Source organism: Pseudomonas migulae (assembly GCF_043225285.1).
Taxonomy (GTDB): domain Bacteria; phylum Pseudomonadota; class Gammaproteobacteria; order Pseudomonadales; family Pseudomonadaceae; genus Aquipseudomonas; species Aquipseudomonas migulae_C.
This window is the reverse complement of record NZ_CP171224.1, coordinates 2,690,911-2,714,501: the sequence shown is the minus strand read 5'-3', so window position 1 is coordinate 2,714,501 and position 23,591 is coordinate 2,690,911. Positions and strand designations below refer to the sequence as shown.

21 protein-coding genes are annotated in these 23,591 nt (G+C 60.5%); 8 read left to right on the top strand and 13 right to left on the bottom strand.

Going from position 1 to position 23,591, the window contains the following annotated elements:
- Window positions 1-357, bottom strand: a complete 357-nt coding sequence (locus ACF6ZU_RS12540) for an NADH:ubiquinone oxidoreductase (protein WP_392892809.1) — start codon at window positions 355-357, stop codon at window positions 1-3.
- Window positions 358-384: 27 nt separating this feature from the next.
- Between ACF6ZU_RS12540 and ACF6ZU_RS12535 the strand changes: the two genes are divergently transcribed.
- Window positions 385-1,350, top strand: a complete 966-nt coding sequence (locus ACF6ZU_RS12535) for a CobW family GTP-binding protein (RefSeq protein WP_392892808.1) — start codon at window positions 385-387, stop codon at window positions 1,348-1,350.
- Here the strand turns inward: ACF6ZU_RS12535 and ACF6ZU_RS12530 are convergent.
- Complete coding sequence (locus ACF6ZU_RS12530; RefSeq protein WP_392893794.1) at window positions 1,347-1,760, bottom strand: DUF3301 domain-containing protein; 414 nt, start codon at window positions 1,758-1,760, stop codon at window positions 1,347-1,349. The genes ACF6ZU_RS12535 and ACF6ZU_RS12530 overlap by 4 nt on opposite strands.
- 120 nt (window positions 1,761-1,880) lie before the next feature.
- Here ACF6ZU_RS12530 and pdxY point away from each other — a divergent pair, with 120 nt between their 5' ends.
- Complete coding sequence (gene pdxY / locus ACF6ZU_RS12525) at window positions 1,881-2,753, top strand: pyridoxal kinase PdxY (RefSeq protein ID WP_392892807.1); 873 nt, start codon at window positions 1,881-1,883, stop codon at window positions 2,751-2,753.
- Window positions 2,754-2,871: 118 nt separating this feature from the next.
- Here the strand turns inward: pdxY and ACF6ZU_RS12520 are convergent, their stop codons facing one another.
- Window positions 2,872-3,354, bottom strand: a complete 483-nt coding sequence (locus ACF6ZU_RS12520) for an acyl-CoA thioesterase (RefSeq protein ID WP_219094686.1) — start codon at window positions 3,352-3,354, stop codon at window positions 2,872-2,874.
- Between the two features lie 285 nt (window positions 3,355-3,639).
- On the opposite strand from ACF6ZU_RS12520, the gene ACF6ZU_RS12515 reads away from it, so the two are divergent.
- A complete protein-coding gene (locus ACF6ZU_RS12515) occupies window positions 3,640-5,403 on the top strand; it encodes a cation:proton antiporter (protein WP_392892804.1) in 1,764 nt (587 codons plus the stop codon).
- Window positions 5,404-5,424: 21 nt separating this feature from the next.
- Here ACF6ZU_RS12515 and ACF6ZU_RS12510 read toward each other — a convergent pair whose 3' ends face one another.
- The 4 genes from ACF6ZU_RS12510 to uvrD form a co-directional block, all read right to left on the bottom strand.
- Window positions 5,425-5,832 (bottom strand): SMI1/KNR4 family protein, encoded by a 408-nt coding sequence (locus tag ACF6ZU_RS12510; protein ID WP_003187120.1) that lies wholly within the window; start codon window positions 5,830-5,832, stop codon window positions 5,425-5,427.
- 135 nt (window positions 5,833-5,967) lie between these two features.
- Window positions 5,968-6,840 carry a Tim44 domain-containing protein gene (locus ACF6ZU_RS12505; protein ID WP_392892801.1) on the bottom strand — a complete coding sequence of 291 codons (873 nt, stop codon included), beginning with the start codon at window positions 6,838-6,840 and terminating at the stop codon, window positions 5,968-5,970.
- 178 nt (window positions 6,841-7,018) lie between these two features.
- Window positions 7,019-7,459: an EamA family transporter gene (locus tag ACF6ZU_RS12500; RefSeq protein ID WP_392892799.1), complete on the bottom strand. Its 441-nt coding sequence runs from the start codon at window positions 7,457-7,459 to the stop codon at window positions 7,019-7,021.
- A gap of 141 nt (window positions 7,460-7,600) precedes the next feature.
- The gene (gene uvrD, locus ACF6ZU_RS12495) at window positions 7,601-9,784 is read right to left on the bottom strand and encodes a DNA helicase II (RefSeq protein ID WP_392892797.1); all 2,184 of its coding nucleotides are present in this window, start codon (window positions 9,782-9,784) and stop codon (window positions 7,601-7,603) included.
- A gap of 258 nt (window positions 9,785-10,042) precedes the next feature.
- Between uvrD and ACF6ZU_RS12490 the strand changes: the two genes are divergently transcribed.
- Window positions 10,043-12,910, top strand: coding sequence for an EAL domain-containing protein (locus ACF6ZU_RS12490; RefSeq protein WP_392892795.1), 2,868 nt, complete (start codon window positions 10,043-10,045; stop codon window positions 12,908-12,910).
- Between the two features lie 69 nt (window positions 12,911-12,979).
- Here the strand turns inward: ACF6ZU_RS12490 and ACF6ZU_RS12485 are convergent, their stop codons facing one another.
- Window positions 12,980-13,294 (bottom strand): hypothetical protein, encoded by a 315-nt coding sequence (locus ACF6ZU_RS12485; RefSeq protein WP_392892793.1) that lies wholly within the window; start codon window positions 13,292-13,294, stop codon window positions 12,980-12,982.
- Window positions 13,295-13,643: 349 nt separating this feature from the next.
- Between ACF6ZU_RS12485 and hexR the strand changes: the two genes are divergently transcribed.
- Complete coding sequence (gene hexR, locus ACF6ZU_RS12480) at window positions 13,644-14,510, top strand: transcriptional regulator HexR (RefSeq protein WP_008027445.1); 867 nt, start codon at window positions 13,644-13,646, stop codon at window positions 14,508-14,510.
- Between the two features lie 199 nt (window positions 14,511-14,709).
- On the top strand, window positions 14,710-14,919 hold the full coding sequence (locus ACF6ZU_RS12475) for a PA3496 family putative envelope integrity protein (protein WP_008030742.1): 210 nt from the start codon (window positions 14,710-14,712) through the stop codon (window positions 14,917-14,919).
- Here the strand turns inward: ACF6ZU_RS12475 and ACF6ZU_RS12470 are convergent.
- Window positions 14,861-15,823 carry a LysR family transcriptional regulator gene (locus ACF6ZU_RS12470; protein WP_392892790.1) on the bottom strand — a complete coding sequence of 321 codons (963 nt, stop codon included), beginning with the start codon at window positions 15,821-15,823 and terminating at the stop codon, window positions 14,861-14,863. The genes ACF6ZU_RS12475 and ACF6ZU_RS12470 overlap by 59 nt on opposite strands.
- A gap of 190 nt (window positions 15,824-16,013) precedes the next feature.
- Between ACF6ZU_RS12470 and ACF6ZU_RS12465 the strand changes: the two genes are divergently transcribed.
- A complete protein-coding gene (locus ACF6ZU_RS12465; protein ID WP_392892788.1) occupies window positions 16,014-17,429 on the top strand; it encodes an acetyl-CoA carboxylase biotin carboxylase subunit in 1,416 nt (471 codons plus the stop codon).
- 11 nt (window positions 17,430-17,440) lie between these two features.
- Window positions 17,441-19,249 carry a sodium-extruding oxaloacetate decarboxylase subunit alpha gene (gene oadA / locus ACF6ZU_RS12460; RefSeq protein ID WP_392892786.1) on the top strand — a complete coding sequence of 603 codons (1,809 nt, stop codon included), beginning with the start codon at window positions 17,441-17,443 and terminating at the stop codon, window positions 19,247-19,249.
- Between the two features lie 191 nt (window positions 19,250-19,440).
- On the opposite strand, the gene ACF6ZU_RS12455 is transcribed toward oadA, so the two are convergent.
- The 4 genes from ACF6ZU_RS12455 to ACF6ZU_RS12440 form a co-directional block, all read right to left on the bottom strand.
- A complete protein-coding gene (locus ACF6ZU_RS12455; RefSeq protein WP_392892784.1) occupies window positions 19,441-21,426 on the bottom strand; it encodes an autotransporter domain-containing protein in 1,986 nt (661 codons plus the stop codon).
- A gap of 337 nt (window positions 21,427-21,763) precedes the next feature.
- Window positions 21,764-22,435 carry a GNAT family N-acetyltransferase gene (locus ACF6ZU_RS12450; protein WP_392892782.1) on the bottom strand — a complete coding sequence of 224 codons (672 nt, stop codon included), beginning with the start codon at window positions 22,433-22,435 and terminating at the stop codon, window positions 21,764-21,766.
- Between the two features lie 17 nt (window positions 22,436-22,452).
- Complete coding sequence (locus ACF6ZU_RS12445) at window positions 22,453-22,899, bottom strand: GNAT family N-acetyltransferase (RefSeq protein WP_392892780.1); 447 nt, start codon at window positions 22,897-22,899, stop codon at window positions 22,453-22,455.
- Window positions 22,900-22,908: 9 nt separating this feature from the next.
- Window positions 22,909-23,532: an FMN-binding negative transcriptional regulator gene (locus tag ACF6ZU_RS12440; RefSeq protein WP_392892778.1), complete on the bottom strand. Its 624-nt coding sequence runs from the start codon at window positions 23,530-23,532 to the stop codon at window positions 22,909-22,911.
- Window positions 23,533-23,591: the final 59 nt, after the last annotated feature.

Genomic DNA, 23,591 nt, shown 5'->3' with positions numbered 1-23,591 from the left:
TCAAGGCTTGAGCCAGTTGCCCTGGCTCTGGCCTTCGCAGAACGGCTTCAGGTACGCCGCGTCGGTGGCCACGCCGTAATAGTGAATATCCTGCCGGTAAGGCATATTGGCGACTTGCGCGTTGCTGCACACGCCGAATGCACCACCGGGGCATTGGTCAACGTACTGTACGTCGACTTTCTGCCCGGCCAGGTTCGGCTGGCAGAATCCGTCGGCGAAGAGCTTTTCCGGGATGTTGCGGTTCTGCTGGCAGACTTTCACGTCGAGTCGCTCAGCCGTGCTATGTACCACACATGCCTGGGCCAGTGCCTCGCCGGAAACGAAGGTCAACAGCAACGTCCAGCCAATCAACCGCATCCTTTACCTCCTCAGAAAACTTCGACCATGTTGCAGAACATTCCCACCCACGTCATTGCCGGTCCATTGGGTGCAGGCAAGACCAGTTTGATCAAGCACCTGCTGGCGCAACGCCCGGCGAACGAACGCTGGGCGGTGCTGATCAACGAGTTCGGGCAGATCGGCCTCGACGCCGCGCTGCTGACCCGGGACGTCGATGGTATCGCACTGGGTGAAGTGGCCGGAGGGTGTTTGTGTTGCGTCAATGGTGCGCCGTTCCAGATCGGCCTCGGACGTTTGCTGCGCAAGGCACGGCCGGACCGGTTGTTCATCGAACCGTCCGGGCTCGGCCATCCGGCGCAATTGCTCGGGCAATTGAAGGAGGCGCCGTGGGTCGGCGTACTGTCTGTTCAGCCCTGCGTGCTGGTGCTGGATGCCCAGGCGCTCGCGGCGGGTAAACCGTTGCCGGTCACGCAGCAGGAGGCATTGAGCAGCGCCGGCCTGCTGTTGCTGAACAAGTCCGAAGGCCTCGTCGACAGTGATCGGCAGCGGATCGTCGCGCAACTACCGGCGCATCGTTTGTACTGGACGCAGCAGGCAGTGCTGCCATTGAGCGAATTACCGGGCCTTGAAGCGAAGGCTGTAGCGGGTGTGGATAACTTCATCGCCCCCAAAGGCCTGGCGCAGATGTCGGCGGTCTGGACCGACCCTGCGCTGCCGATTTGCCTGCATCAGGCGCAGGACGACGGCTGGAGCATCGGCTGGCGCTGGCATCCGAGCCAGACGTTTGATTCGGCGCGTGTGGGTCGTTGGCTTGAAAGCCTCGCCTGGCGGCGGGCAAAGCTGGTTATCCACAGCCGCGACGGTTGGCTGTCGGCCAATGCACTGGATAACTCGGCACTGGCGTGGCAACCCAGCGAGTGGCGCCGGGATTCGCGGATCGAGCTGATTTTCAGTGAGCCTCAGGCGGTTGATTCATTGCAGAGCGCACTGGCCGACTGTCGGTTGAATTAGGGACGCCATTTTGTGTGTTCTTGCCGCCACTGGCTAAGCTCAATCACGTCTGCGCTCGGCCTCGCAACGTCGACCACCGGAGGCGTTTCGTCGAACGGCATCGGGTAGGGCGCCAGTTCGATTTGCGCGCTATGGGCGCCGAACTGGGTGATGGTGCCGTTATGGCGAGTCTCGCCGGTTACCGTGAACTCAAAGTTGTACACGCGGGCCAGGCGACGCCGACCGTTGGCATCCTTGATGAAGGCAATTTTTTTCAGCGCGACGTTGCCGTCCAGCAACTCGATCCCGAGCTTGCCGCAATGCTGCTTCACCCGTTCCAGCGCACGCTCGCGCAGGCCATGGTTGTGCCATAGCCACGCACCGCCGGTGGCGAGCAGCATTAGCACGAAGATATTTCCGAGGGTCAGCATCAACAGGGTGCTCCAACAAGATAGTGCCAGCTTAACTGCGTCGCCGGTCTGTCGTACAGGCTGCGTTTAGTCGCATACTGCGCGGCTTGAATTTCAATCGGTTTACGGAAAACTCACCGCATGAAACGTACGCCCCATCTGCTCGCCATTCAGTCCCACGTGGTGTTCGGCCACGCCGGCAACAGCGCCGCGGTCTTCCCGATGCAGCGGGTCGGGGTGAATGTCTGGCCGCTCAACACTGTTCAGTTCTCCAACCACACCCAGTACGGCCAGTGGGCCGGTGAAGTGCTGGCGCCGCACCAGATCCCCGAGCTGGTCGAAGGCATCGCGGCGATCGGCGAACTGGGCAACTGCGACGCGGTGCTGTCCGGCTACCTCGGCAGTGCGGCCCAGGGCCGGGCGATCCTGACGGGCGTGGCGCGGATCAAGTCGATGAACCCCAAGGCGCTGTATCTCTGCGATCCGGTGATGGGCCATCCGGAGAAGGGCTGCAGCGTGCCGGCCGAGGTCAGCGATTTCCTGCTGGAAGAGGCGGCTGCCGTGGCGGATTTCATGTGCCCGAACCAGCTGGAGCTGGACACCTTCTCCGGGCGCAAGCCGCTATCGCTGTTCGACTGCCTGGCCATGGCGCGAGCGTTGCTGGCGCGCGGTCCGAAAGCCGTGCTGGTCAAGCATCTGGCCTATCCCGGCAAACCGGCGGACGTGTTTGAGATGTTGCTGGTGACGGCTGAAGCGAGCTGGCATTTGCGGCGTCCGCTGCTGGCGTTTCCGCGTCAGCCGGTGGGCGTGGGTGACCTGACGTCCGGGCTGTTCCTCGCTCGGGTGCTGCTGGGGGATAGCCTGGTGGCGGCGTTTGAGTTCGCCGCGTCGGCGGTGCATGAAGTGCTGCTGGAAACCCAGGCGTGCGCCAGCTATGAGCTGGAACTGGTGCGGGCGCAGGACCGGATTGCGCATCCGCGGGTGCGGTTTGAGGCCACCGCGATCAGCCTTTGATTTCTGCGTTGAAGCCAATCGCGAGCAGGCTCGCTCCCACAAGGAGTCTTCGGTGTAGATCCCCTGTAGGAGCGAGACCGGCTTGCCGGCGATGACTATCTGAAACTATCCACAGACCTCAGGCGTCGCCCTTGATCTCCTGATAGCGCTTTTCCAGCTCCTGACGAATCTGCCGACGCTGCTGCGCCTGGATGAAGCGGCGTTTGTCTTCACTGTTCTGTGGTTGCAGCGGCGGTACGGCGGCCGGCTTACGGTCGTCATCCACCGCGACCATGGTGAAGAAACAGCTATTGGTGTGGCGCACCGAGCGCTCGCGGATGTTTTCGGTCACCACCTTGATGCCCACCTCCATGGAGGTGTTGCCGGTGTAGTTGACTGAAGCGAGAAAGGTTACCAGTTCGCCGACATGGATCGGCTCGCGAAAAATCACCTGGTCCACCGACAGGGTCACCACGTAGCGGCCAGCGTAACGGCTGGCGCAGGCGTAGGCCACTTCGTCGAGGTACTTGAGCAAGGTGCCGCCGTGGACATTGCCAGAGAAGTTGGCCATGTCGGGGGTCATCAATACCGTCATCGACAGCTGGGCGTTTCCGGGTTCCATAGCGTTCTCACGGTTCAAGACAGGTTTCGGAGGAATGCACCTCTGCGGGTGCCTGGTCGGTTTTTTCAAACCACAGTTATCCGGACGCCGGGCGGGTGATCGCCGTCACGCCGGATCGATCTGTTTCCATATATTGCACCGCCTTTCTGCCGGAAGTCGCGGTGTTACCCTTCAAAAGCCCACCCCAAGGGAAATTCCTACGCGGAAAACGAATTAATCACACCGCTCGACCAGACGTTTCCCGCGTCTGGTGGCTGAGCAATGTCACCCAAGGAGCCCCACGCCATGCATGCCATCAGTTTTATTCAGGATCTGGCAGTGATCATGTTGGTCGCGGGTGTGGTGACCGTGCTGTTTCATCGCCTCAAACAGCCCGTGGTTCTGGGTTATATCGTTGCCGGTTTCATCATTGGCCCGCACACGCCGCCGTTCGGCCTGATCCACGACGAAGAAACCATCAAGACCCTCGCCGAGCTGGGGGTGATTTTCCTGATGTTCTGCCTGGGCCTGGAGTTCAGCCTGCGCAAGCTGTTCAAGGTCGGTGCCACGGCGTTTATCGCGGCGTTCCTGGAAATCGTGCTGATGATCTGGATCGGCTACGAAATCGGCCGCTGGTTCGACTGGAACACCATGGATTCGTTGTTCCTCGGCGCAATCCTGGCGATTTCCTCGACCACCATCATCGTCAAGGCACTCAATGACCTGAAGATGAAAAACGAGCGCTTCGCGCAGCTGATCTTCGGGGTGCTGATCGTCGAGGACATCCTCGGCATCGGCATTATTGCCTTGCTGTCGAGCATCGCGGTCAGCGGCACGGTCAGTTCCGGCGAAGTGTTTTCCACAGTCGGCAAGCTGTCGCTGTTCATGATTGTCGCGCTGGTCGTCGGGATCCTGCTGGTGCCACGACTGCTGGCCTACGTGGCCAAGTTCGAAAGCAACGAAATGTTGCTGATCACGGTGCTGGGCCTGTGCTTCGGCTTCTGTCTGCTGGTGGTCAAGCTCGAATACAGCATGGTGCTGGGGGCGTTCCTGATCGGCGCGATCATGGCCGAATCCCGCCAGTTATTGAAAATCGAGCGCCTGATCGAGCCGGTTCGCGACCTGTTCAGTGCGATCTTCTTCGTCGCCATCGGCTTGATGCTCGACCCGATGATATTGCTGCAATACGCGTGGCCGATTGCGGTGATCACCGTGGCCGTCGTACTTGGCAAGATGCTGTCCTGCGGCCTCGGTGCCTTTATCGCCGGCAACGACGGACGCACCTCACTGCGCGTGGGGATGGGGCTTTCGCAGATTGGCGAATTTTCTTTCATCATCGCGGCGCTGGGGATGACCCTGCAGGTCACCAGTAACTTCCTGTATCCGGTTGCCGTGGCGGTGTCGGTCATCACCACGCTGCTGACGCCGTACCTGATCCGCGCCGCCGATCCCTTGTCGATCAAACTGGCGTCCGTGATGCCGGAGCGTCTGGGCCGGGTGTTGGGGATGTACGGCGAATGGCTGCGCAGCATCCAGCCTCAGGGCGAAGGGGCGCTGCTGGCGTCGATGATCCGGCGGATCCTGTTGCAGGTGGGGGTCAATCTGGCGCTGGTGATTGCGATCTTCTTTTCAGGCGCTTTCTTCGCCGAGCGCATGTCCACGTACCTGGAGGAGTGGATCAGCGATCCGAGCTGGCAGAAAGCGTTGATCTGGGGCGGGGCATTGCTGTTGTCGCTGCCGTTCCTGATTGCCGCCTATCGCAAGCTCAAGGCGCTATCGATGCTGCTGGCGGAGATGGGTGTCAAAGCGGAGATGGCTGGGCGCCACACGCAGCGAGTGCGTCGGGTAATCGCCGAAGTGATCCCGATTCTCTCGCTGCTGGTGATCTTCCTGCTGCTGGCAGCCTTGTCGGCCAGTATTCTGCCGACCAACAAGTTGCTGGTGCTGATCGTCGTTGTTGCAGCTGCTGTGGCGGCGTTGCTCTGGCGCTGGTTCATCCGCGTGCACACGCGGATGCAAGTGGCCTTGCTTGAAACCCTGGATAACCACAAGGATTCGTCCGGGCACTGACCACGCGGCGCGTCAGACGTCTCAGCTCTCCAGCCAGACGTCTCGCGCCCAGTGCCACACCGACTCCCAGGTTTCTTCGGCGATCAGCTCTTCTTCGGCCTGCCACAGCACCACGGTGCCGTCTTCTTCGACGCAGTAGTAGTCGTCGCCGTCCTGGCAGATCGGGATCAGGCTGCGATCAACACCCGCATCCCAGGCGTTGGCGGCAACGTCGGGCAGGTAGGTGTGGGATTGCGGATCGGTGACGGTCACCGGCTCCAGGCTGCCGTAGACCACGTCGCTGACGGTCAGCAAAAATTCTCTGAAGACAAACGGAATGTCGATGAACAGTTGTTCTTCGATCTCGACCAGCAGATCTTCGTCGGGCAACTCCAAGGGGACCGGTACCGGTTCGTTGGCTTCACGCAGTTGTTCGATGATTTCTTCCACGTCCGGGATCCTCTTGCTTGATGGCGCGGTTTAGTTGGGGCGGTTTATACAGTAGCTTGCTATAGATGCAACCGCGAAATAGAAAACCCCGGACGAGTCCGGGGTTTTATTACAGCATGCTTAACGCAGGAAGAATCAGCCGTTCTGGCGGATACCTGCGACCAGCCAAGGCTGGTTCTCGCCCTGTGCACGTTCCATGTTCCAGCTTTCGCTGAACACTTCGCCCTGGTCGAAGCGCGAAGTCTTCGACACACCGCTGAAGGTCAGGGTGGCGATGGTCTTGTCGGCACGGTCGTCGACGCCATCCAGCTGAACATTGAGGTTATCAATGTAGGTGGACTGGAAACCGTCGCCCAGGTCGGCACGCTCGCGCTTGAGGAACTCAAGCAGTTGCGGGGTTACGAACTCGGCGATCTTGTCCATTTCGTTGGCGTCCCAGTGTTGCTGCAGGGACTGGAAGTGGTTGCGGGCCGCTTCAATGAAGTTCTTTTCATTGAACCAGGCTGGCGCGTTGATCACCGGACGAGCGGCAACCGGTGCGGCCGAACCGCCGAAGATCGAACCCATGGCTGCCGGCTTCTGTTCGAACACTTCACGCTGCATCGGCGCGCCAGCCGGAGCCAGGTGCTCCTGCTGCTTGCGGCGACGAGCGGCGATGAAACGGAAGACCAGGAAGGCGATGACCGCCATGATCAGGATGTCGAAGATCTGCATGCCCTGGAAGCCGCCGCCCATGAACATGGAGGCCAGCAGGCCGCCCGCAGCGATACCGGCCAGAGGGCCGAGCCAGCGGGAAGCACCGCCGGCCTTGGCGGCAGCGCCAGCGGCACCGGCCGCGCCCGCAGTGGCAGCAGCGCCACCTGCAGCAGAAGAAGGAGCCATTTGGCTGGTCTGGTGAGTCGGCGCAGCGCCGGAGCTCTTGCCGCCACCAAAGCGCTTGGCGTTGGCGTCGAGGCTCATCGTCAGGCCGATGCACAACGCCATGGCGATGCTAAGAAAACGTTTCATAAAGGGAATTCCCATTTGTGGATGGCACGCGCGCCATGTTGCACAGCTGAAGTGTTACTGGCTAGCGGCAGAGTGTTTCGGGCTTTTGCCTGACAGGTTTCATTCAGCTTCAGTCAGGGCAATCAGGCCTGTTAACTTTGGTCTGTAGGACGAGTTGAATAGTTCTGTAGGACGGGGCCTAGCGCCGTAGCGCGAGCAGGATCACACCGGAGGTGATCAGGCCGATTCCGCCCCATTGGCGCAGGTCGAGTTTTTCGCCCAGCAGGATCACGCCGAGCACCGCCACCAGCACCACGCTGAGCTTGTCCACCGGAGCTACCAGCGAAGCCGGTCCCAGTTTCAGCGCCCGGAAGTAGCAGATCCATGAGGCGCCGGTGGCCAGGCCCGACAACAGCAGGAACAGGTAGCTGCGGGCCGAGATCGATCCTAATGACTGATATTGGCCCGTGGCGTACAAAATCAAGGCCAGGCTGACGAGAACCACGACGGTGCGCAGCAAGGTGGCGAAGTCGGAATTGACGTTTTCGATGCCGATCTTGGCGAAGATCGCGGTCATGGCCGCGAATGCTGCCGATAGCAGGGCCCAGAATGTCCAGGAAGAAAAGAAACCCGAGCCCATGGTTCGTGCCTTTATAAGATCAACCTGCCGAAGTGGTTCAACCCCCAACACCTGTAGGAGTGAGCCTGCTCGCGATAGCCGCACTTCGGATAACCCGCGGTGCCCTCAATCGCGAGCAGGTTCGCTCCTGCAGAAAAGCCTTCAGATCGCTTCCAGCTTCGCGTAACCCAGCATCAGCCACTTGCTGCCTTCGCTGAAGTTCACCTGCACCCGTGCCTGAGCCCCGGCGCCTTCGAAGTTCAGGATCACACCATCGCCGAACACCGAATGCCGAACGGCCTGGCCGAGGCTGAAACCGGTGTCCGGAATCTCGCTGCCGCCAAACAGGCTGCTGGCGCTCTGCTGCTGGCCACCACCGAACGGACGGCTGACGCTGTTGGAAAGCCGTACTTCCTGAATCAGGCCTTTCGGCACTTCACGTACGAAACGCGAGACCTTGTTGTAGGTTTCGCTGCCGTACAGGCGTCGGGTTTCAGCATAGGTCATCACCAGGTTCTGCATGGCCCGGGTGATGCCGACATAGGCCAGGCGCCGCTCTTCCTCAAGCCGACCGGGTTCTTCCAGGCTCATCTTGTGCGGGAACAGGCCCTCTTCCATGCCCACCAGGAACACGTAAGGGAATTCCAGGCCCTTGGCGCTGTGCAGGGTCATCAGCTGAATGCTGTCTTCGTGCTCATCAGCCTGGGTATCCCCGGCCTCCAGCGAGGCGTGACCGAGGAATGCCGCCAGTGGCGTCAGGTCTTCGTCTTCTTCGCTGTTCTCGAAGTTGCGCGCGGCGCTGACCAGTTCCTCAAGGTTTTCTACCCGGGCCTGGCCTTTCTCGCCTTTTTCCGCTTCGTGGTAGGCGATCAGTCCGGACTGCTCGATGACGGTCTGGGTCATCAGGTGCAGCGGCATGTCCATGCACTTGGCGGCGAGGTTCTCGATCAGCTCGATAAACGCGCCCAGTGCGCCGGCGGCACGACCGGTCAGGCCTTTATTGGCGACCAGCAGGCGCATCGCTTCCCACATCGACACATCACTGTGGCGTGCGTGGTCGCGGATCGCTTCGACGGTTTTTTCACCGATGCCGCGAGCGGGAACGTTGATCACCCGCTCCAGTGCCGCATCGTTGCCACGGCCTTCCAGCAAACGCAGGTAAGCCATGGCGTTCTTGATTTCTGCCCGCTCGAAGAAGCGCTGGCCGCCATAGATGCGGTACGGAATGCGCTCGCGCAGCAAAGCTTCTTCCAAAACGCGCGATTGGGCGTTGGAGCGGTACAAAATCGCGATATCGCTGCGTGCCAGGCCGGTTTTCAGCGCGCTTTCGATGGTTTCCACCACGTAGCGTGCTTCGTCGTGTTCGTTGAACGCGGCGTACAGGTTGATCGCTTCGCCATCGCCGCCGTCGGTCCACAACTCCTTGCCCATGCGCCCGGTGTTGTTGGCGATCAGGGCGTTGGCAGCCTTGAGGATCCCGGCGGTGGAGCGGTAGTTCTGCTCCAGGCGAATGGTCTCGGCGTCCGGGAAGTCGTCGGAATACTGATAGATGTTCTCGATTTTCGCGCCACGCCAGCCGTAGATCGACTGATCGTCGTCGCCCACCACCATCAGGCTGTCGCCGCCCTTGGCCAACAGGCGCAACCAGGCGTACTGCACGGCGTTGGTGTCCTGGAACTCGTCCACCAGAATATGCCGGAAGCGCTTCTGATAGTGCGCCAGCAGTCCCGGGTGATCGCGCCACAGGTCGAGGGCGCGCAGCAGCAGTTCGGAGAAGTCGATCACGCCAGCGCGCAGGCACGCGGCCTCATAGGCTTCATAAATGCTGCGCATGGTCGCCAGGAACAGGTCGCCGCTGGCTTGAATGTGTTGCGGACGCAAACCTTCGTCTTTCTGCCCGTTGATGAACCACTGGGCCTGACGGGCCGGCCAGCGTTGCTCGTCCAGGCCCAGCTCGCGGATCACCCGCTTGACCAGCCGTTGCTGATCGTCGCTGTCGAGAATCTGGAAGGTCTGGCTCAGGCCGGCTTCCTGCCAGTGCGCCCGCAGCAAGCGGTGCGCCAGGCCGTGGAAGGTGCCGACCCACATGCCCGCCGGGTTGATCCCCATCAGCTGCTCGATGCGATGGCGCATCTCGGCTGCGGCCTTGTTGGTGAAAGTCACCGACAGGATCGAGTGGGGCGAGGCGTTCTCGACCTGGATCAACCAGGCGATACGGTGCACCAGCACTCGGGTTTTACCGGAACCAGCACCGGCCAGGACCAACTGACGACCCACGGAGGCAGCTACGGCCTGGCGTTGGGCATCGTTGAGGGAGTTCAGCAGAAGGGAGAGGTCATCGCGCATCGGGGCATTCTAGGGGGCCGCGCCACACCGGGCAAACCCCGCTTTGCATTAGCCGATGAAAGTTACGCGCAGGACGACCGGTCGGTCACTGGCTGCAGCCGTTGGCGGGGCTCGCTTGCAGGGTTTTCGGGGGGCAAAGGGCCTGCTGGCTTTTGTCGAATTTATGATCTGGAGCAGTTTGGTAAGGGCATTGGCTTGTGTATGCTCCGTCCACGTTTCGGGCTCATGCTCATCATTATAAGAACAAGAACATTGCCTATGACCCTCAGCACCGACCTGTCGGGCCCCACTGTGGAGCCTCGGGTTATCCGCAAACAGTACGCCCAGGAAATGGCGGTCGAGCGCACGCGCCTGCTTTACCAAGGCTCGCTGCTGCCCACGCTGTTCATGCTGATCAATGGCCTGGTGTGCGCAGGATTGCTCTGGAGCCCACAGCGCTACTTCCTCGTCAGCGTCTGGCTGGTATGGTTGCTGTCGCTGGTGGCGTTGCGGGTGATTCAGGTTGCCGCTTTCGACTCGGCGATTCCCAATCGCCAGGCCCACCCGGTCTGGCGTCGCATGTTTCTGCTCGGTTCGGCCATGACCGGCCTGACCCTGGCCGGCGCCGGCATAGCCCTGGTGCCCGCCGACAATTTCATCCAGCAAGCCTGGGTGTTCGGCCTGATTGGCGCGGCGGCCCTGTCGGCCAGCGTTGCCTATGCCGTCAGCCTGCCCGCGTTCCTGTCCTTTACCTTGCCGTGCCTGCTGCCGGCCATCGCCTATCTGTTTTGGGGCGGTGACGCGCAAGAGCAGGGATGGGGCTGGTTCGGGCTGATTCTGCTGGGGGCGTTGAGCGTGGTTGCCTGGCAGGTCAATCGGCTGATCGATCGCGGGCTGCTGCGCCGCTTCCAGAATCAATCCTTGATCGAGCATTTGCAGAAAGCCCAAAGCTGCAGCGATCAGTTGAATCACGAACTGGCCAGGGAAATCGACCAGCGACGTCGTGCCGAAGACGAATTGCGTGAAATCCAGATCGGCCTGGAAAGCCGCGTCGCCCAGCGCAGCCTGGAGCTCGACGCCGCCAACCAGGCCTTGAGCAAAAGCGAAGCGCGCCTGGCGCTGGCATTGAAAGCCAGTGAGCTGGGGTTGTGGGACTGGAACCTGCAAACCGACGAGGTTCACCACACACAACTCCAGGAGTTGTTCGGCCTCGACCCGGAGTTCGTCACGGCAATGCTCGGCCATCTCAAGCCGCGTTTGCACCCCGAAGACCTGCCGTCGTTGAAGCGGGCGCTGGTCGAGCATTTGAAGGGGCGCAGCGAGGATTACCAGATCGAATACCGCGTGCGTCACGGCGATGGCCATTGGGTCTGGATCGAAGACCGGGGGCGCGCGGTTGAGCGCAGCGACAGCGGTCGGGTGATCCGCATGGTCGGCACCCGTCGCGACATCAGCGCCAGCAAGAGTCTTGAAGCCCAGCAGCAACTGGCGGCCACGGTGTTCGAGGCCGCCAGCGAAGGCATCATGATTTTCGACCCGAACTACGCCCTCATCGCGGTCAACCAGGCGTTCAGCCGCTTAACCGGTTATGACATCGACGACATGCTCGGTCGCAACGTCGTGGAGTTGCCGTGCAGCCGCGATGCCCGTCGGCACTACGGCGCGATTCATCAGGCACTGGAGCAACACGGCAGCTGGCAGGGCGAGCTGGTGGAAACCCGCAAGAACGGCGAACTCTATCCGCAATGGCTGCAATTGAACGCCGTGCGCGATACCCGGGGAAATGTCAGTCATATCGTGGGCTTCTTCGCCGATCTGTCGGCGCGGCGCGAGTCGGAAGAACGCATGCGCTACCTGACGCATTACGATGAGCTGACGGGCCTGGCCAACCGCTCGCTGTTCCGCGAGCGCATGCGGGAGGCGCATCAGCGTGTGCGCCAGGGCGGCCGCAGCCTGGCGTTGTTGCACATCAACCTCGACCGCTTCAAGTTGCTCAACGACAGCCTCGGCCATGAAATTGCCGACCAGCTGTTGCAGAAAATGGCCCGGCGCCTGGTCAATGCGCTGCCGGAGGCGGACACCATCGCGCGATTGTCCGGGGATGAGTTCGCGGTGCTGTTCGATGCCTACGGCAGCCTGTCGAGCCTGGCGCGGGTGGCCACGCGCCTGTCGACCAAATTGCGCGTGCCGGTGACCGTCGAAGGGCACGAACTGGTGGTCAGTGCGTCCATGGGCATCAGCATGCTGCCGGACAATGCGCGGGAGATTTCCGCGCTGGTGAGCCAGTCGAACATGGCCATGCAGCATGCCAAGCACTTGGGCGGCAATAATTTCCAGTTCTACACCGAGAGCCTGCAAGCCAGCACGCTGGAGCGTTTGCAGCTGGAAAACCAGCTGCGCAAAGCCATCGAAGAAAAGCAGCTGAAGGTGTTTTACCAACCCAAGCTGTGCCTCGCCACAGGCCGACTCAACGCTGCTGAGGCGTTGGTGCGCTGGGATCACCCGACCATGGGCAGCGTGCCGCCGGGGGACTTCATTGGCCTGGCCGAGGAAACCGGGCTGATCGGCCCGATCGGTGAGTTCGTCTTGCGTCAGGCGTGCTGGCAGGCGTGCGAATGGCAGCGCCAGGGGCTGGAACCGATCCGGGTTTCGGTCAATTTGTCGGTGCATCAATTGCGCCAGGGCAAGCTGGTCAGTCTGGTGCGCCAAGTACTGGAAGAAACCGGCCTGGCGCCGCACTACCTTGAGCTGGAGCTCACGGAAAGCCAGTTGCTCGACAGCGTCGAACACATCATCGCTACCTTCCAGCAGTTGCGTGATCTTGGGGTGAAACTGGCCATCGACGATTTCGGCACCGGCTATTCGTCCCTGAGTTACCTCAAGCGCATCCCCGTGGATTACGTGAAGATCGATCAGGCGTTCATCCGCGGTCTGGGGGAGGGCACTGTCGATGCGTCAATTACCCGGGCGATCATTGCGATGGCTCACGGGTTGTCATTGAAGGTGGTGGCGGAAGGGGTGGAGCATCAGGAACAGCTTGAGTTCTTGAAGGTGGAGCGTTGCGATGAAGTGCAAGGGTATCTGATCAGCCGGCCAATAGAGGCGCAGAGGCTGGCCACGCTACTACGCGGGCAAAATATCGATTGAAGACGAGCAGAGGAGCTCCCGCCAGGCACTGCAGTGCCTGATGGGAACTCCAAACGCATTAATGACTTGTTAGTGCGTGATCAGAACTTTATCAATGCGGTGCAGCAGCTTGTCTTTATAAAAGATGCTGACGCCGGTGACCTGAGAATCACCCAGTTCTTTATATTCAACAAATTTGTCGGTTTCGACTTGAAGCGCTACTTCGCTGGAAGTTTCAAGTTTCAACTCCAGCCGCAGGTCATAAGATTTGTCCTGCTGTTCTGTTTTAACCAGAGTAGGGGTAACACCGGAATTTGCAACGGTTACGATGCCGAAGGTGCGGAAAGACTGGGCATGTGGCATGCGGTCGATTTGTGCGGTCCAGTTTTTTGTTTTAATGCTCATAGTGTAGATCCTTTGATTAAGTTGATTGCGTCCTGCCCGATCAATATATCCAGATCAACTTGTTTGCGGGAGAAGCACGTTGGTTCTAAATGTAATTTTGCTATTTGATTGCTTTGTAGTGCTGATAACCAATTTTTCCGACTTTTAATGATCGGTCATTAGTTGTTGTTATTGATGGTGGTGTGCTTTGTGTGGTGCTGACGGTTCGATAATCGGTGCTACATGGACCGCACACGCCTGAAAGCGAGGGATTCGGTTACGCATTGAGCAGGCAAAAAGCCAATTCTTGTAGTATAACTACAAGCTTGCTACATCCCCGGCGCCTGCCAATAACAAAGAGTCCAGCCCCTTGAATCTGCTGCAACACATCGCCCAGTCACGCCACCTGTTACGCAAGTCGGAGCTCAAGGTCGCCGACCACGTGCTGCTTGACCCGGCGGCGGTGATGCACAGCTCCATGGCCGACCTTGCCCACAGCGTGGGCATCAGCGAGCCGACCATCGTGCGCTTCTGCCGCGCCATCGGTTGTTCCGGGTTTCAGGACCTGAAACTGAAGCTGGCGCAGAGCCTGGCGGCCGGTGCGAGTTTCGGCCAATTCGCGATCCATGAGGATGACTCGGTCGCCGACTACAGCCTGAAAATCTTCGACACCACCCTGCACACCCTGATGGAGGTTCGCGAGAAGCTCGATCCGGTGGAGCTGCAGCGCGCGGTGTCGCTCATGTCCCAGGCCCAGCGTGTCGAGTTCTACGGCTTTGGCGCCTCGGGTGCAGTGGCGGCGGATGCGCAGCACAAATTCTTCCGTTTGCTGCTGACGGCGGCGGCGTATTCCGACCCGCACATGCAGGCGATGTCGGCAGTTACTCTGAAGCCGACCGATGTGGCGATCTGCATTTCCCAGTCCGGGCGTTCCAAGGACTTGTTGATCACCGCTAACCTGGTGCGCGAGAGCGGCGCCTCGCTGATCACCCTGTGCCCGAGCCAGACACCGCTGGCCGAGCTGTCGACCGTCAACCTTGCGATCGATGTGCATGAAGACACCGAAATCTATACGCCGCTGACCTCACGCATCGCCCACCTGGTGGTGATCGACGTGTTGGCGATGGGCGTGGCCATGGCGCGCGGTCCGAGCCTGGTCAACCACCTCAAGAGCGTCAAGCGCAGTCTGCGTAGCTTGCGGTTGTCGCCCAAATCGGTGAAAGCCCTGGACGACTGAGGTCGTCGTAAGGTCGTTCCGACCTTAATCGCGAGCAGGCTCGCTCCCACAGTTGACCGCGTTTTCCTTTGGGAGCGAGCTTGCTCGCGAAAGCGACGTTAAATACCCCAACTTTCATCTGGCTGTAACGCACAAGCCGCTAAACCGTCATCCCTCGCGCCCATTCTGTAACTCCCGTAATCGACTTGGGAGACTCGAAATGGCCCAGCCCTACGAAGAACGCAACAGCGCCGTCAAAACCCGTCGTCAACAAGAAGACCAGCGCCGCATGGAATTTCGTCGCGCCATCGAAGATCGCTGCGAGCGCCGCCAGCTGCTGGCCGAGATCGGTGATTTTCCGGAACTGGAACTCAACTACTGGCAGGCTGCTCCCGCAACTTCCCGTCGAAACGCTCAACCAGGGCGCTGATCTGCACCCGTTCGCTGCGGATAAACGCAAGGAATGCGTGAGCCACCGGCGACAGCCGTTTGGCCTTGGCCTGTACCAGGCACCAACTGCGAAACAGCGGCAGCTCTTCGACCGGTAATTCGATCAAGCCACCGGTCGCCAACTCCAGGTTCAGGGCGTGGCGCGTCAACAGCGCGACGCCCAGACCCGCCAGCACGCATTCACGCTGGGCTTCGGCCGAGGAAACTTCCTGGGTCTGGTTGAAGTGCACGCGCTTTTCCTTGAAGTACTCTTCGCACGCCAGCCGCGTTCCCGAACCGGGCTCGCGCAGTAGCAGCGTGTAAGGCTCCAGATCCTGCAAGCGCAGCGGACCCATGTGGCACAGCGGGTGATCCGGCGGCGCCACGGCCACAATCGGGTTGTTGAGGAACGGCAAGAACTCCAGCCCCATGTCCTGCGGCACCATGGACATGATCACCAGGTCGTCGCGGTTGTCCGAGAGACGGCGAATCACTTGACCACGATTGACCACGGTCAGTTGCAGGTTCACCTCCGGATGCTGGCGCTTGAACGCGGCAAACAGGTGCGGCACGAAGTATTTGGCGCTGGATTCCACCGCCAGTTTCAGCTGGCCTTGCAGCGATCCCTGCATGTCCGACAGCTGCATGTCGAGGTTTTCCAGGCGGCCGAAAATGTCCCGGCTCGCCCGCTGAAGCGCTTCAGCCGCTTCGGTCATGTAGAGCTTTTTGCCGACGTAATCGAACAAAGGCTGACCAATCAGCTCCTCAAGTTGACGAATCTGCAGGCTCACGGCAGGTTGCGTGAGCGACATTTCGTCCGCCGCACGGCTGTAGGAACGCAAATCACAGACCTCATTGAAGATCTGCAATTGACGCAATGTCATACGCATCAATGACTTACGCATTATCTAGAAGCTCCCGCCGCCGACTGATGCCTCAACTATAAGTCTTTACTTATGCCTGACCCAATAATTAATCATTTTTGTTAATCCCTTGCGGGGGCTAGTGTGGAGCTGCGACCAAATTGAAACATTTGGTCACGCGTCGACCTGGTCTAGCAGGTCGTGGGTACCACCGGCTCAAGGGAAACTCCAAGTGATAACAAAGATCCTGATCGCCAACCGTGGTGAGATTGCCGTGCGAATCGTGCGCGCCTGCGCCGAGATGGGCATTCGCTCGGTCGCGGTCTATTCCGACGCCGACCGCCATGCCTTGCACGTGAAGCGTGCGGACGAAGCCCACAGCATCGGTGCTGACCCGCTCGCCGGTTACCTGAACCCGCGCAAGCTGGTGAACCTGGCCGTGGAAACCGGCTGCGATGCCTTGCACCCTGGCTACGGGTTCCTCTCGGAAAACGCCGAGCTGGCAGACATCTGCGCAGAACGCGGTATCAAATTCATTGGCCCGGCGGCGGAAGTGATTCGCCGCATGGGCGACAAGACCGAAGCCCGCCGCAGCATGATCAAGGCTGGCGTGCCGGTCACCCCGGGTACCGAAGGCAACGTCGCGGACATCGCCGAAGCGCTGACCGAAGGCGACCGCATCGGTTACCCGGTGATGCTCAAGGCCACCTCCGGTGGCGGCGGTCGCGGTATCCGTCGCTGCAACAGCCGCGAAGAACTCGAACAGGCATTCCCGCGCGTGATTTCCGAAGCCACCAAGGCGTTCGGTTCGGCGGAAGTGTTCCTCGAAAAATGCATCGTCAATCCCAAGCACATCGAAGCGCAGATCCTCGGCGACAGCTTCGGCAACGTGGTGCACCTGTTCGAGCGTGACTGCTCGATCCAGCGTCGCAACCAGAAGCTCATCGAGATCGCCCCGAGCCCTCAACTGACCCCGGAACAGCGCGCCTACATCGGCGACCTGTCGGTGCGCGCAGCCAAGGCCGTGGGCTACGAGAACGCCGGCACCGTGGAGTTCCTGCTCGCCGAGGGCGAGGTGTACTTCATGGAGATGAACACCCGGGTGCAGGTGGAACACACCATCACCGAAGAAATCACCGGCATCGACATCGTGCGCGAGCAGATCCGCATCGCGTCCGGCCTGCCGCTTTCGGTGAAGCAGGAAGACATCCAGCACCGTGGCTTTGCGCTGCAGTTCCGGATCAACGCCGAAGACCCGAAAAACAACTTCCTGCCGAGCTTCGGCAAGATCACCCGTTACTACGCGCCCGGCGGTCCCGGCGTGCGTACCGACACGGCGATCTATACCGGCTACACCATTCCGCCGTATTACGACTCCATGTGTCTGAAGCTGGTGGTGTGGGCGCTGACCTGGGAAGAGGCGATGGACCGTGGCTTGCGTGCCCTCGACGACATGCGTCTGCAAGGGGTCAAGACCACCGCCGCGTACTACCAGGAAATCCTGCGTAACCCGGAATTTCGTAGCGGCCAGTTCAACACCAGCTTCGTTGAAAGCCATCCTGAACTGACCAACTACTCGATCAAGCGCAAACCCGAAGAGCTGGCCCTGGCCATCGCCGCCGCCATCGCCGCCCACGCAGGCCTGTGAGGAATATTCCAATGACCAAGAAAATCCACGTTACCGACACAATCCTGCGCGACGCCCACCAATCGCTGCTCGCCACCCGCATGCGCACCGAAGACATGCTGCCGATCTGCGACAAGCTCGACAAAGTCGGCTACTGGTCGCTGGAATGCTGGGGCGGCGCGACCTTCGACGCCTGCGTGCGCTTCCTGAAAGAAGACCCGTGGGAGCGTCTGCGCCAGCTGCGCGCCGCACTGCCTAACACTCGCCTGCAAATGCTCCTGCGTGGCCAGAACCTGCTGGGCTACCGCCATTACAGCGATGACGTGGTCAAGGCCTTCGTGGCCAAGGCCGCGGTCAACGGCATCGACGTGTTCCGTATCTTCGACGCGATGAACGACGTGCGTAACCTGCGCGTGGCCATCGAAGCGGTGAAAGCGGCGGGCAAACACGCCCAGGGCACCATCGCCTACACCACCAGCCCGGTGCACACCATCGACGCGTTCGTGGCACAAGCCAAGCAAATGGAAGCCATGGGTTGCGACTCGGTGGCGATCAAGGACATGGCCGGCCTGCTGACTCCATACGCCACCGGCGAACTGGTCCGGGCCTTGAAAGCCGAGCAGTCGCTGCCGGTGTTCATCCACTCCCACGACACCGCTGGCCTGGCCGCGATGTGCCAGCTCAAGGCCATCGAAAACGGTGCCGACCACATCGACACCGCCATCTCCAGCTTTGCATCGGGTACCAGCCACCCGGGCACCGAATCGATGGTCGCGGCCCTTAAAGGCACCGAGTTCGATACCGGCCTGAACCTGGAACTGCTGCAAGAGATCGGCCTGTACTTTTACGCCGTGCGCAAGAAGTACCACCAGTTCGAAAGCGAATTCACCGCCGTCGACACCCGCGTGCAAGTTAACCAGGTGCCGGGCGGCATGATCTCCAACCTGGCCAATCAGCTCAAAGAGCAGGGCGCTCTGAATCGCATGAGCGAAGTGCTGGCGGAGATCCCGCGCGTTCGTGAAGACCTCGGCTTCCCGCCGCTGGTGACCCCGACTTCGCAGATCGTCGGCACCCAGGCGTTCTTCAACGTGTTGGCCGGCGAGCGCTACAAGACCATCACCAACGAAGTGAAGCTCTACCTGCAAGGCGGCTACGGCAAGGCGCCGGGCACCGTGAACGAAAAACTGCGTCGCCAGGCGATCGGCAGCGAAGAAGTGATCGACGTCCGTCCAGCTGACCTGCTCAAGCCGGAAATGACCAAGCTGCGTGCTGAAATCGGCGCCGTGGCCAAGTCGGAAGAAGACGTGCTGACTTACGCGATGTTCCCGGACATCGGCCGCAAATTCCTCGAGGAGCGCGCTGCCGGCACGCTGACTCCAGAAGTGCTGTTGCCGATTCCTGAAGCGGGCGGCGCGGCCTCTGCCGGTGGCGAAGGCGTGCCGACCGAGTTCGTCATCGACGTCCACGGCGAAACCTACCGCGTCGACATCACCGGTGTCGGCGTCAAGGCTGAAGGCAAGCGTCACTTCTACCTGTCCATCGACGGCATGCCGGAAGAAGTGGTGTTCGAACCACTCAACGAATTCGTCGGCGGCGGCAGCAGCAAGCGCAAGCAAGCCACTGCACCGGGCCACGTCAGCACCACCATGCCGGGCAATATCGTCGACGTGCTGGTCAAGGAAGGCGACGAAGTGAAAGCCGGCCAGGCCGTGCTGATCACCGAGGCGATGAAAATGGAAACCGAAGTCCAGGCCGCCATCGCCGGCAAGGTCACCGCGATCCACGTGGCCAAGGGCGATCGTGTGAATCCGGGCGAAATCCTGATCGAGATCGAAGGCTGAGTTAACAGCCGCGATACAACGCTTTAAACCTCGGGGGGGCATGTGCTCCCCTTTTTTTTTGCCCGTTGTTCAAGGCGTCACGGACCCATGTAGGAGTGAGCCTGCTCGCGATTGCGGTGTGTCAGTTGACATGGATGGTGATTAATACACCGCATCGCGAGCAGGCTCACTCCTACAGGTACGGTGGTGGGTCAGAACGTCATTTGCCACTGGCCCATAACGCCATGGCTGCGGCTATCGCTGCCCACTTCCCCTGTCAGTCCCAGGCCCAGCGTGTTCCGTGCGGAAACCCTGAGGTCCGCACCCGCATCAACCATCAGTTTGTCCCGATCCATCGGAGCACTGTAAACGCTGTAGTCGTTGCCGCCGGTGACCAGGCGTTGCCGGGTTTCGGTGTAGACCTTGCCGTAGGTGTGTTTCCAGCCCGCGCTGAACCGGGGTGTCAGTCGCATTCCGTTATCCAGCGCATTGAGTTTCGCCAGGCGCACGCCGAAGGTGCTGCTGAAGTTTTCCTCGGATTGAGCGTGGACCTTCAGGGATGCATCGCCCCCTTTTTCCGTGAAACTGTCGCGCTGATAGCGTTGGTATCCAACACTGGCAAACGGCTCGATGCTGGTGTTGGCGCGGCCAAGGTTGTAGCCGACTTCGGCAAAGGCCTGTTGGGTACTGGCGTCGTAATTGCCCTTGGGGCGATCCTTGAACCCAGAAAACTCCACGCGGCGCGCGCTGCTTCCGTCGTGAGCGTTGTGCGTGGCGCCCAGGCGCAACGACATCGGGCCATTCTGGCGCAGGGCGTATGCGCCCAAGTGCCAACTGTCCAGATTACCGTCGAGTTCGCGGCTTTTCTGACGCGTACGTGACTGGCCGCTCATCACGCCCAGACGCCATTGCTCATCGATTTGCCAGTCGGCGCCCAACAGCAGACCTTGGGTGGATGTTTGCAAGGGATCAAAGTCGCGACTCAGTTTTCCGCTGTGCCCAAGTGCCTGCAGCCAGACTCTGCCCGTGGCATCACTGCCGGCCGCGAGACGAGGTGCGCCGTACTGACTGTTTGAAATGCCGGTGTAATCGAGTTGGCGCATGGCCGAGAGCAGGCTGGCGCTCATCGGCGCGTCGCTGTTCAAAGTCGCCTTACCCAGGCTGCCGTTGCTGTCGCCGGCGAGAATTTCGAGGGCGTAGGTTGCGGTTTCCCGGTCAGAGCCGAGCAGGGCGGAGACGGCGGTATTGGGTGTGATGGCTGGTATTGGATCGATCGGGTTTGCCGCTGGCTCCTGAATACTGGCGGCGAGATTCTTGGCGCTTTCAGTGGTTGCCAAGTCGTCCAGAGGCACCTCGTTCCGCGTGTAGGTCAGGCTGACGGCTTGCGGGTCGTCGTAACTCAACTCAGGTGTCATGAACGCGAGACTATTTTCGATGGCGCCGAAACGACCCTCAACACTACCCGCTTCGATAAGGGTGTATTGCCGGGTCTGCGGAAAATCACCGGCCGCGACGATTTTCAGGGTCGCATCGCCAAGGCTGGCAACGCCATCGACCTTTATCGTTTCTCCACGGCCATCGGCGTTGGCCTCATAGGCCAGAACGCCAGTGCTGGAAAGTCTCAAATCACCCGTTACCCTTGGCGCTCCCACCGAACGATCGACGACAAGCTGCCCATGCACGTTCAGGGAACCGACCGTTCCCTTTCCACTGAAAACGCCCCCTTCATCCACAAAGACATGGCCGTCAATCGAACCGTTGTTGATCAGCGCTGCGCCTGGGCGTACGACCGCACCATCGTTAAAATCACCGGCACCACTGGCTGTCCAACGACCTTGTTTAACCTCCAGCATGCGGAAATTCCGGGTATCGGCGAGGGAGCCTCCGTTGGCAGCGTTGAGCTGTAAGACGTTCATGCCGTCACCGCCATCCGCTAACTTTTTCGAGACCCCTTTATTAGCCACCGAGACCAAATCATCGCGCTCGTCCAGCTTCAAAGCGGTCCAATCGGTTGCTTTATTGATGGGCGTTCGCTGGATGTCTGCGCGGCTGATGAAAGCGTCGAGTCGGGTAATCAACTCGTCTGTTGCTGCAAGCGGCTCGGCAGGCGTTTCAGCAAGTGAAATCTCTGCGCAGCCGACCGTAATCGCTATCGCCAGGGCAAGATGTTTGGGTCGGTATGTGTGTTGAACGGGCATCGAATGTGGCCTCTTTTGACAGGAGGCCAAACTCTAAAAGGCGGCTGATTTCGTGGATGTCAGCCGGGTCCGCTGCACAGCGCGGGTAGCGTCGGATGGTTTTGTGGAAAAAAGGCTGGTGGCGGGACAGTCATGATTTTTGCCGATGTGGCAGTGATGCTTTTCCCTACAGCGCATCTTGAAGAGAGGACATTTCACACAACCCCCAAGCCTTGTCTACGCAAGAATCGGGGTGAAGCCATTCGCGAGCAGGCTCGCTCCCACATAGGATCGGGTCGATTACAAAACCCCGTAGGAGCTGGCTTGCCAGCGATGGCGTCCGTATCGACGCCGCTGATTACCCGCGGCACTCCGCCAGCGTCTTCACCTGCCCCGACCCCGACTGATTCTCATCAGCCAGCCACCGCTCAAAACCCGCCCCAACCACCGGCCATTCCGAATCCAGAATCGAATACCACGCGGTATCCCGGTTCTGTCCCTTCACCACCATGTGCTGGCGGAACACGCCTTCAAAACTGAAGCCCAGGCGCTCGGCCGCGTACTTGGAGCGGGCGTTGCCGTTGTTGCACTTCCATTCCAGACGCCGATAGCCCAGCGCGAACGACTCTTTCGCCAGCAGATACACGGCTTCGGTGCTTTTCGGCGAGCGCTGCATCGGCGCGCCAAACGTCACGTGGCCGATTTCGATGCGGCCCTGGGACGGGACGATCGACATCAGGCTGAGGATGCCTTGCACCTCGCCGCTGGCGCGGTCGATCACGCTGAAGAAATACGGGTCGCTGTTGGCCGCGTGGTTGTTCAGCCAGTCATTGAAAGCGCTGCGCTCCGGGAAAGGACCGTAAGGCAGGTAGTCCCAGAGTTTCGGGTCGGCGCCGGGGCCTTGCAGGGCGTTGAACAGGTCGTCGCCATGACGTGCCGGGTCGAGTTTTTCCAGGCGGATGAAACGCCCTTCGAGGGTTTGAACCGTGGGCGCCGGGACGCCTTTCCAGTCTGCGAGTGAAGTGGTCATGTCGTTCTCCTTGAACCTTAGATAGCTTTGCGAAACTGGATGAAACCGGGGCGTTCGGCGATGCGCTCGTAGAGCTGGATCGCCGTGGCGTTGGTTTCGTGGGTCAGCCAGTGGACCTTGTTGCAACCGTCGGCCTTGGCCATGGCGTAGACGAATTCGATCAGTTGGCGGCCGACGCCGGTGCCGCGGGTTTCAGGCGCCACCAGCAGGTCTTGCAGGTAGCAGGAATTTTCGATGGCCCAGTTCGAGCGATGGTAGATGAAATGCACCATGCCCACGGCTTTGCCATCGGCCCAGGCCAGAGCGGCGTGGGTTGGCTCGTTGGCATCGAGCATGCGCTGCCAGGTGCTGTCCGTCACCGCCTCGGGCAATTCGGTTTTGTAGAAGCGCAGGTAGGCGTGCCACAACGGCAACCATGCGGAGTAATCGTCGGCAGTGACCTGGCGGATTTCAATCGGGCTCATGTTTATTCCTTAACGCATCAAGTGGGCGAGGGCCTGGTCCTGCGCATCTGGGCTGGCGGCAAGCCCCTCGCGCACACCGGCGATGTCTGCGGCGCTGCGGTTCTGGCTGAGTTTGCGTTTGCCTTCCAGGCGCTCGATCGGCACGGCAAACCCGACGATGGCCTTGAGCATGCCGTCGATGTAGTCGGTGGGTGCATCAGTCACTGTCCACGGCTGGGCGCGGCCACTCTCATGGCGATCCGTCAGCGTGCTGACGATGTCGAGCAGCCGTCCGCCATCGCTGAAGGTTTCGGCGCGACCATAGGCGTGTACGGCGACGTAGTTCCAGGTCGGGACGACTTTGCCGTGCTCGGCCTTGCTCGGGTAAAAGCCCGGGCTGACGTAGGCATCGGCACCGGAAAAAATCAGCAAGGCTTCGGCGCCGTCGCGCAGGTCTTTCCACTGCGGATTGGCCTTGGCCAGATGCCCGTACAGCGTGCCGTTCTGGCCCTGTTCACGATGGAGCAGCACGGGCACATGGCTGGCTTGCAAACCGTGTTCGCCGTGGGTCACCAAAATGGCGAGGCGGGTGGCGAGGATCAGTTCGTGCAGTTGGGACAACTCATCGATGGCAAAGGCGCGGGGCGTGTACATGACGAAATATTCCTTGGCGAATGCCTGCATCGTAGGCAGGCTATTGGTCTGTTGTAAGA

Coding starts and splice junctions, on each gene's coding strand:
- ACF6ZU_RS12450 (WP_392892782.1), bottom strand. CDS start 22,435: ATGACCACTTCACTCGCAGACTGGAAAGGCGTCCCGGCGCCCACGGTT.
- ACF6ZU_RS12485 (WP_392892793.1), bottom strand. CDS start 13,294: ATGAGCATTAAAACAAAAAACTGGACCGCACAAATCGACCGCATGCCA.
- ACF6ZU_RS12520 (WP_219094686.1), bottom strand. CDS start 3,354: ATGGAACCCGGAAACGCCCAGCTGTCGATGACGGTATTGATGACCCCC.
- uvrD (WP_392892797.1), bottom strand. CDS start 9,784: ATGCGCGATGACCTCTCCCTTCTGCTGAACTCCCTCAACGATGCCCAA.
- ACF6ZU_RS12540 (WP_392892809.1), bottom strand. CDS start 357: ATGCGGTTGATTGGCTGGACGTTGCTGTTGACCTTCGTTTCCGGCGAG.
- ACF6ZU_RS12500 (WP_392892799.1), bottom strand. CDS start 7,459: ATGGGCTCGGGTTTCTTTTCTTCCTGGACATTCTGGGCCCTGCTATCG.
- ACF6ZU_RS12530 (WP_392893794.1), bottom strand. CDS start 1,760: ATGCTGACCCTCGGAAATATCTTCGTGCTAATGCTGCTCGCCACCGGC.
- ACF6ZU_RS12490 (WP_392892795.1), top strand. CDS start 10,043: ATGACCCTCAGCACCGACCTGTCGGGCCCCACTGTGGAGCCTCGGGTT.
- pdxY (WP_392892807.1), top strand. CDS start 1,881: ATGAAACGTACGCCCCATCTGCTCGCCATTCAGTCCCACGTGGTGTTC.
- ACF6ZU_RS12505 (WP_392892801.1), bottom strand. CDS start 6,840: ATGAAACGTTTTCTTAGCATCGCCATGGCGTTGTGCATCGGCCTGACG.
- ACF6ZU_RS12470 (WP_392892790.1), bottom strand. CDS start 15,823: ATGCGTAAGTCATTGATGCGTATGACATTGCGTCAATTGCAGATCTTC.
- oadA (WP_392892786.1), top strand. CDS start 17,441: ATGACCAAGAAAATCCACGTTACCGACACAATCCTGCGCGACGCCCAC.
- ACF6ZU_RS12455 (WP_392892784.1), bottom strand. CDS start 21,426: ATGCCCGTTCAACACACATACCGACCCAAACATCTTGCCCTGGCGATA.
- ACF6ZU_RS12535 (WP_392892808.1), top strand. CDS start 385: ATGTTGCAGAACATTCCCACCCACGTCATTGCCGGTCCATTGGGTGCA.
- ACF6ZU_RS12515 (WP_392892804.1), top strand. CDS start 3,640: ATGCATGCCATCAGTTTTATTCAGGATCTGGCAGTGATCATGTTGGTC.
- ACF6ZU_RS12475 (WP_008030742.1), top strand. CDS start 14,710: ATGGCCCAGCCCTACGAAGAACGCAACAGCGCCGTCAAAACCCGTCGT.
- ACF6ZU_RS12445 (WP_392892780.1), bottom strand. CDS start 22,899: ATGAGCCCGATTGAAATCCGCCAGGTCACTGCCGACGATTACTCCGCA.
- ACF6ZU_RS12440 (WP_392892778.1), bottom strand. CDS start 23,532: ATGTACACGCCCCGCGCCTTTGCCATCGATGAGTTGTCCCAACTGCAC.